Annotated in this window: 5 protein-coding genes and 1 pseudogene; 2 read left to right on the top strand and 4 right to left on the bottom strand. The window is 68.5% G+C overall.

The features are described 5' to 3' along the window. Positions 1–126: 126 nt before the first annotated feature. The 3 genes from ABCR83_RS27560 to ABCR83_RS27570 all read right to left on the bottom strand — a co-directional run bounded on the left by ABCR83_RS27560 (position 127) and on the right by ABCR83_RS27570 (position 3,135). Positions 127–441, bottom strand: coding sequence for a hypothetical protein (locus tag ABCR83_RS27560; RefSeq protein WP_462697918.1), 315 nt, complete (start codon positions 439–441; stop codon positions 127–129). Between the two features lie 23 nt (positions 442–464). Further along, positions 465–1,799, bottom strand: a complete 1,335-nt coding sequence (locus ABCR83_RS27565) for a UDP-glucose dehydrogenase family protein (protein ID WP_462697919.1) — start codon at positions 1,797–1,799, stop codon at positions 465–467. 100 nt (positions 1,800–1,899) lie between these two features. After that, a complete protein-coding gene (locus ABCR83_RS27570; RefSeq protein WP_462697920.1) occupies positions 1,900–3,135 on the bottom strand; it encodes an SIR2 family protein in 1,236 nt (411 codons plus the stop codon). Between the two features lie 222 nt (positions 3,136–3,357). Between ABCR83_RS27570 and ABCR83_RS27575 the strand changes: the two are divergent. Further along, positions 3,358–3,558, top strand: a pseudogene (locus tag ABCR83_RS27575) (helix-turn-helix domain-containing protein); the annotation flags it as partial. Positions 3,559–3,705: 147 nt separating this feature from the next. Beyond that, positions 3,706–4,629, top strand: coding sequence for a transcriptional regulator (locus ABCR83_RS27580; protein WP_462697923.1), 924 nt, complete (start codon positions 3,706–3,708; stop codon positions 4,627–4,629). Positions 4,630–4,942: 313 nt separating this feature from the next. On the opposite strand, the gene ABCR83_RS27585 is transcribed toward ABCR83_RS27580, so the two are convergent. Next, the gene (locus ABCR83_RS27585; protein WP_462697921.1) at positions 4,943–6,124 is read right to left on the bottom strand and encodes a hypothetical protein; all 1,182 of its coding nucleotides are present in this window, start codon (positions 6,122–6,124) and stop codon (positions 4,943–4,945) included. Positions 6,125–6,302 lie beyond the last annotated feature (178 nt).

Raw genomic sequence — 6,302 nt, forward strand, 5'->3', positions numbered from 1 at the left:
GGTGCCCGTGGGGGTGCCAGCATCGCCGACACGCTTTGGGGAGGGTGGGGCTTCGGACAGACGCCACCCCTGTGCGGAGGCCCCGACACGGGGTGCCGGGGCCTCCAAAAGGGTGCTGATGCCGTGTCAGGCGCGGGCCCTGGCGGTCCGTTCCGTGAAGACCTTCTCGAACGTCTCCTTTGGGTCGTCCACGAGGCGGGTGATAGCGATCATTGACGCGATGATGGCTCCGGACAGCTCACGGACGACGCCCTCGACGGTATGCGTCTCACCGCACGTGGCAGTGCCCCGTACACCATGCATGGCGTGTGCGGCTTCCCCGGCCTCCTCGGCGACCTTGAGGACTTGCAGGGTCTGAAGTTCGCTCTCGGGCAGGCCGGAAGCATGCTCGAGCATCTTGTCGTTGAGCGTCGCGACGGTCGTCCAGTGGTCGGTTTCCATGGGAACCCTCCTGATCGTGCCGGTTACTCGATGGGCTGTGCCCCGGGGCGGCCGAGCTGGCGGATCGTCCATCCGGCCATCCGCCAGCGGTCGGCGTCGAGAGTGTTGCGGACATCGACCATCACCGCGTCACCATCGACGAGGGTCCGCAGCCGTGCCGGGTCGGCGTCGCGGAACTGGGGCCATTCGGTGCCCAGTACGACGAGCCGGGTTCCGGACAGGGACTCCTCGATGGTGTCGGCGTAGTCGAATTCGGGGTGGCGGACGAGGGCGGTGGGGATAGCGTGCGGGTCGTGCACGGTGACCCGGGCGCCCTCGCGGTGCAGCAGCTGGGCCAGGGCGAGTGCGGGCGACTCGCGGACGTCGTCCGTGCCCGGTTTGAACGACGCGCCCCACATGGTGACCGGCAGTCCGCGCACGCTGTGGCCGAGGGCGGCTTCGATGAGCCGCAGGGCGACCTTGGGCCGCTGCTCGTTGATCTGCTCGGCAGCTCGCAGCAGTCCGGCCGCGTCGATGGCGCCGAGCTGGGCGGCGGAGGCGGTGAAGGCCCGTACGTCCTTGGGCAGGCAGCCGCCGCCGTAGCCGAGGCCGGGGTGCATCCCGGCCGCGCCGATCCTGATGTCCTGGCCGATGGCGGCGGCGAGAGTGTTGATGTCCGCCCCGGCGGCGGTGCACATGTCCGCCACAGCGTTGATGAACGACAGCTTCACGCCCAGGTAGGCGTTGGCCGCGCCCTTGATGAGTTCGGCCGTCGCCCAGTCGGTGACGACCAGGGGCACCCCGGCGTCCAGCAGAGCCCCGTAGACCTCCCGCACGACCTTCTCGGCGGCCGGGCCCGGGACTCCGGCGACGATGCGGTCCGGGCGGAGGGTGTCGTCGATCGCGTGGCCCTCGCGCAGGAACTCGGGGTTCCAGACGACCTGGGCCCGGTCCCCGGCCGGGGCGAGGCGGGAGACCAGGGCTGCGAGCTGGGCGCTCGTGCCGACGGTCACGGTGGACTTGCCGATGATCGTGCACGGACGGTTCAGGTGCGGGGCGAGCGCGCGGGCGGCTCCGAAGACCTGCCCGGTGTCATAGCTGCGGCCGTCCGCGTCGATCGGGGTTCCGACCGCCAGGAAGTGGACGTCGGCGGCCTCGGCGGCCTCGCTGATGTCGGTGGTGAATCGCAGACGCCCGGCGACGGTGTGCTTGGCCAGCAACTCGGGGAGGCCGTCCTCGTAGATGGGCGCCTGGCCCTTGTTGAGCAGGTCGATTTTCGCCTGGTCGAGGTCCACGCCGATGACTTCGTGGCCCAGTTCGGCCATGCCTGCCGCGTGGGGGATGCCGAGGTGGCCGCAGCCGATGACGGATACGCGCATCGCTTTGCTCTTCCCTTCCCAGTTGATGCCCCAGCCGGGGCCGGTCCGGGCGCGACGCTAGCGCCCGGTACCGGCCCGTCCTTCATCTCGCAGGTGAGCGCTAGGAGGCGCGGTTCACCACGGAGTTGACGAGGGTCGGCAGGGCCTTCTCGGCCGTGGTGCGGCACAGGAAGTCGTCGTCCTGGGCTCCCTCGACCGGATACGGGGCGAAGCCTCCGCCGGGGGTGGGGAAGCCTTCGGGATCGACGTAGAAGATCTTCATGCCGCGTTCGCGGGCACGGGCCTGGACCTGGCGCCGGTCGGCGTGGTTGCCGATCACCAGCAGGGCACGGGCTTCATTGTCGAACGGCACCGGCGGGATGCGCTGGTCGTACCGACGCACGAAGCACTCCTCGAGTCCAGCGCGGGCGGCCAGGACATCAAAGTTGTTCGTGATGACCGGCCCGACCATCGCTCCGGCGTCGTGGAGTTCCTTCAGGGCCAGCAGGGCGGGGGTGGGCTCGGCGAGGAAGCAGGCCCGGAACATCTCCACGAACTCGGCCGTCTTCTCCTCCGGCGCGGTCAGCACCTCGTTCAGCAGCGGGTCGTAGGCCGGGTCGAGGGTGAACGAGTGGCCCTGGCCGAACGTGCTGTCGTGGCGGTCGGTGACGCGGTAGACCTCGTGGAGCCGGTGCAGTGGCGGGATACCGGCCTCCACGCTCGTGCCGCAGCCGATCTCGACATGGAACGGCAGGAAGCCCGCCAGCGGCGACAGGTCGTCGATCTCGGTGGGCTTGCCGCGCTTGTCCTTGATCCGGTGGCCTCCGGCCAGAACTTCCCATGGGCGCTGACGCAGGTACGGCGGCGGCAGGTAGGCGGCGGAGGTGACGGTCACATCGAAGGTCCGGTAGTTCTCGGGCAATAGGCGCCGGGCCCGTACGTCCTCCGGGTGCGTGGTGGCGGCCGTAAGACGGCACCGCAGGTCGCCCCGGGACCACAGCGGGCCGCCGTTGCGAACCCAGCCGCCCTCGGTGAGGTGTGAGCGGACCGTGTCCTCGTGTTCGGTGATTTCCTCGGCTGGGGCGGCGACATGGTGGTACAGGTACAGGTCCTGCAAGGCGATCGACGGGGCGGCCGTGGTCGCGGCGAGACCGTACCGGTAGCGGTAGTGGACGATGCGGCGGCGTGCGTCCTGCGGACCCTTCCAGCCGGACTCGGCAGCGTTGTGGTCTTCCTGCGTGCGCCGCCAGATGCCCTCCTCGATGTAGCGGGGGCGGTCGGCGTCACCGAAGTGCCGCTTCCACACATTCAGTTGCCGGTCGTCGAGCTGGTCGATGACGATGAACGGCATCTCCATGAGGCATCTCCTCGGTCGATCGGTGAAAAGTGGTACCGGACAGGGGAGTTGAATCGCGTCCGGCGAGCGGTACCGTCAGTCGGTGCGCCCGGCAGTCGCACAGTCAACTCCGGCAATCGGCCTGCCTCCGGTGCCAAAAGGGGGCGCGTTTCGCACCGGGGTGCCGCATAGAGGGGCCAGGATCGGGCACCTGACAGTCAAATCCTTGGGAGACGGCGCATGATGGCACCAGACGGCATCGGGGCCCTGTTGCGTGAGCTTCGAGAGTCGGCAGGGCTTACCCGTGAGGAACAGGCTCGTGTCTTACAAGAAGCACAAGGCGGTAGATGGTTCGACCCGGAGAACCTCAAACGCTGGGAGACCGAGCGCCGTCTGCCGATCCCCGCATGGCATGACCTGCTGGCCAAGGGTTACGGGCTACCGGCAGTAGAGATCGTGCGAGCGGTCTCCAAATCCAGGCATTGGCGCAGACTTGAAAGTCGAAGGCATATCGGCCAGGGAGAGGAGGACACGGCGGTGAACCGAAGGCAATTTCTCGGGGCGGCAGCGATGGCGACAGGAGCCACCGCGGTGCCCGGCATCGCAGAAGCAAGGCAGGGCATCAATGCGGCGCTGTCGGAGTCCGACGCGGGTGATCTCGCCTACCTTGAGGGGGCCTTCGAACGTCACCGCGGCGGCTACCGTGGCCGACCCCCCGGCGTCGTCCTGGGGCAGATGCGTGCCGACCTGGACCTCCTGCGCAACGTGCTCGACCGCCCCCACCGGGCCGGAGCCCGGACCGACCTGGCCCGTACGACCGCCGGGATCACCGGGCTGGTCGCCATCATCCAGCACGATCGCGGCGACCAACGCGACGCCCACGGCTGGTTCGCCACCGCCGAGCGGGCCGCACGAGAATCCGGCGACCGACAGATGACCTCCTGGGTACTGGCCCGACACGCCATGGTCCCCCTCAACTACGGTGCGCCACACGCCGCCGCGAGCCTCGCCGAGCGCGCCCGTACCGAAGCAGGCAACACACCCACGGCAGCCGCCGCACTGGCCACCGCGGTCACCGCCCGCTCGCTCGCGTCGGCGGGCGATCACGCGGCAGCTCTCCAAGCGATCGCCGACGCCCGCGCCATGGCCGAGCGGCTGGACAAAACCCAGTCGGCTGACACCTGGTTCGGCTATCCGCTTCAGAAACATCACGTGCACCTCTCCCAGGCGTTCACCCTCATGGGCCGTACCCGCGAGGCATACACAGAGCAGGAAGAGGCACTCGCCCTCACCACCTCGCCTTCCGTGATGACCAGGGCCCTGCTCGCCGTGGACCGCGCGACTTGCCTCCGGGCCGACGGTGACCCAACGGCCGCCGCTGACATGGCAATCGACGTATGGCAAAAGCTCCCCGCTGCGCACCGGGGCGGACTGATCCAGGCCCGTACCGAATCACTGCACCAGTCGTTGACCGGCCCGGCGCGGCGCCGACTCGGTGACGCGCTCGCGGCCTGAACCGCCGTTGCGCGTCGGTGGGTGACTGGCGTGCTTTCGTTCGCTGTCGGTCATGACCGGTCAGAAACAGGGATGCGGCAGTTGGGGCAGTGGGGGTTGGCCTGCTGGCCGTATCGGACGGTGGGCTTGCGGCACTTCACGCAGGGGCCGATGGTGGGGCCGCGTAGCGGAGGCTCGTGGTCCTGGCCATCGGAGAGTGGGAGTGTTTCAGCGTCCCCAGCGGTCTCAGTGTCCCCCGCGCCGTGTTCGTGCAGGTCGGAAGCAGTTGTCAGGAGGGACGCCGGGAGGAACGTAGCGTCCCCCTCAGTGCCGGTCAGCGTCCCCCTGCCACGCTGGGGGGCACTGGCGTACTCCCTCCAGCGTTCCCCCTGTTTCCGCTGGCCAACGGCTTACCGGTGCGGTTGAGGGACGCTGGGGACGCTGTTTCGTGCCTTCTCTCCGCCTCCGTCTTCCGGCGTTCCTCAGTGGCCGTGAGCTTGTACAGCCGTTGTTTCTTCGGCTTCGGTCCGCGCTTGCTGTCGTCGACCTCGATACCGATCGTGCGGAGCGCGGGCGCAAGCCGTTTGATCTGCCCGCCCGCGCGGGTGGGGTCCTTCGGCCACTTCCTGGGGAGATTCGCAGGAGCCTCGACCTGCTCCAGCAATTGCGAGGCAGTGAGGGTCAATCCATCCGGCCCGGCCTGATCGACCAGGGCGACGACGGCTTGTGCGAACGGTTCGGCGTCGAGCACATCGGCCACCGCGTCACGGGCTCCTGCCTTGTACGCGTCGAGCGTGGCCCAGCCCATCACAGTGTCCACGGCGGCCAGTACGCGGGCAAAGTCCGCCATCCGTGGCCGGTCGGCCAACTGGATGTCCGGGATCGCCTTGAGGACATCCGCGAGGAGATCGAAGAGGCTGGCCAGGATGCCGGAGTGGCCCTCGGCATACGCCTTGTCGAGTTCGCCTTCCTCGCGTCGCTCACGGTCGGGAATCGTGTGCAGCTCGATGGTCAGCAGCCGCTCGGCGAGGTCGCCGGCGAGGGCACCGGCGTCGATGGTGGTCATGGCCAGCACCCGCCGGAACTCCAACACCACCACGTCGTCGTCGGTGTACAGCGCCCGGTCCACGATGCCGTCGCCGGTCACCGCCCGGCACAGGGCATCGGAAAGCCAGTCCGGGATGATGCTGATGTTGTCGATGCACAGGGCCCAGGAGTTGAACGCCTGCGTCGCCCACGACTTGATGTCGCGTGGCGCCGTGCGCTTCGGCGCACCGGAGGGATCGATGAGTCCGATCACCATCTTCGCCGAATAGGACTTACCCGTACCCTGCTCACCGCGGAAGGTCAGGATCGGGTGCGGCAAGTCGGGAATGAAGGCGGCGACGAGCCAGGCGACCAAGAGGTGGAAAGACTCCTCGCTCATGTTCAGCAGGCCGCGCAGCTTGGCCAGCCCGTCACCGTCGCGGACGGGGGCGGGAAGCGGCTTCATCGCCCCGGAACGGCGGAAGAGCACCGGGGATCGTGGGCAGCGCTCCCACCCGTCCGGGCCCACGATCACACACGCGCCGTCAGCGGTACCGATGTCGATGACGAGACGGTCGCCGTGACGGCCGACCCGCAGGTGCGGGATACGTGGTTCTCTGAACTAACTGAATAGCTGGGCCAGTTGGCCGAGATAGATGGCACTTCAC

The organism is Streptomyces xingningensis (genome assembly GCF_054957865.1).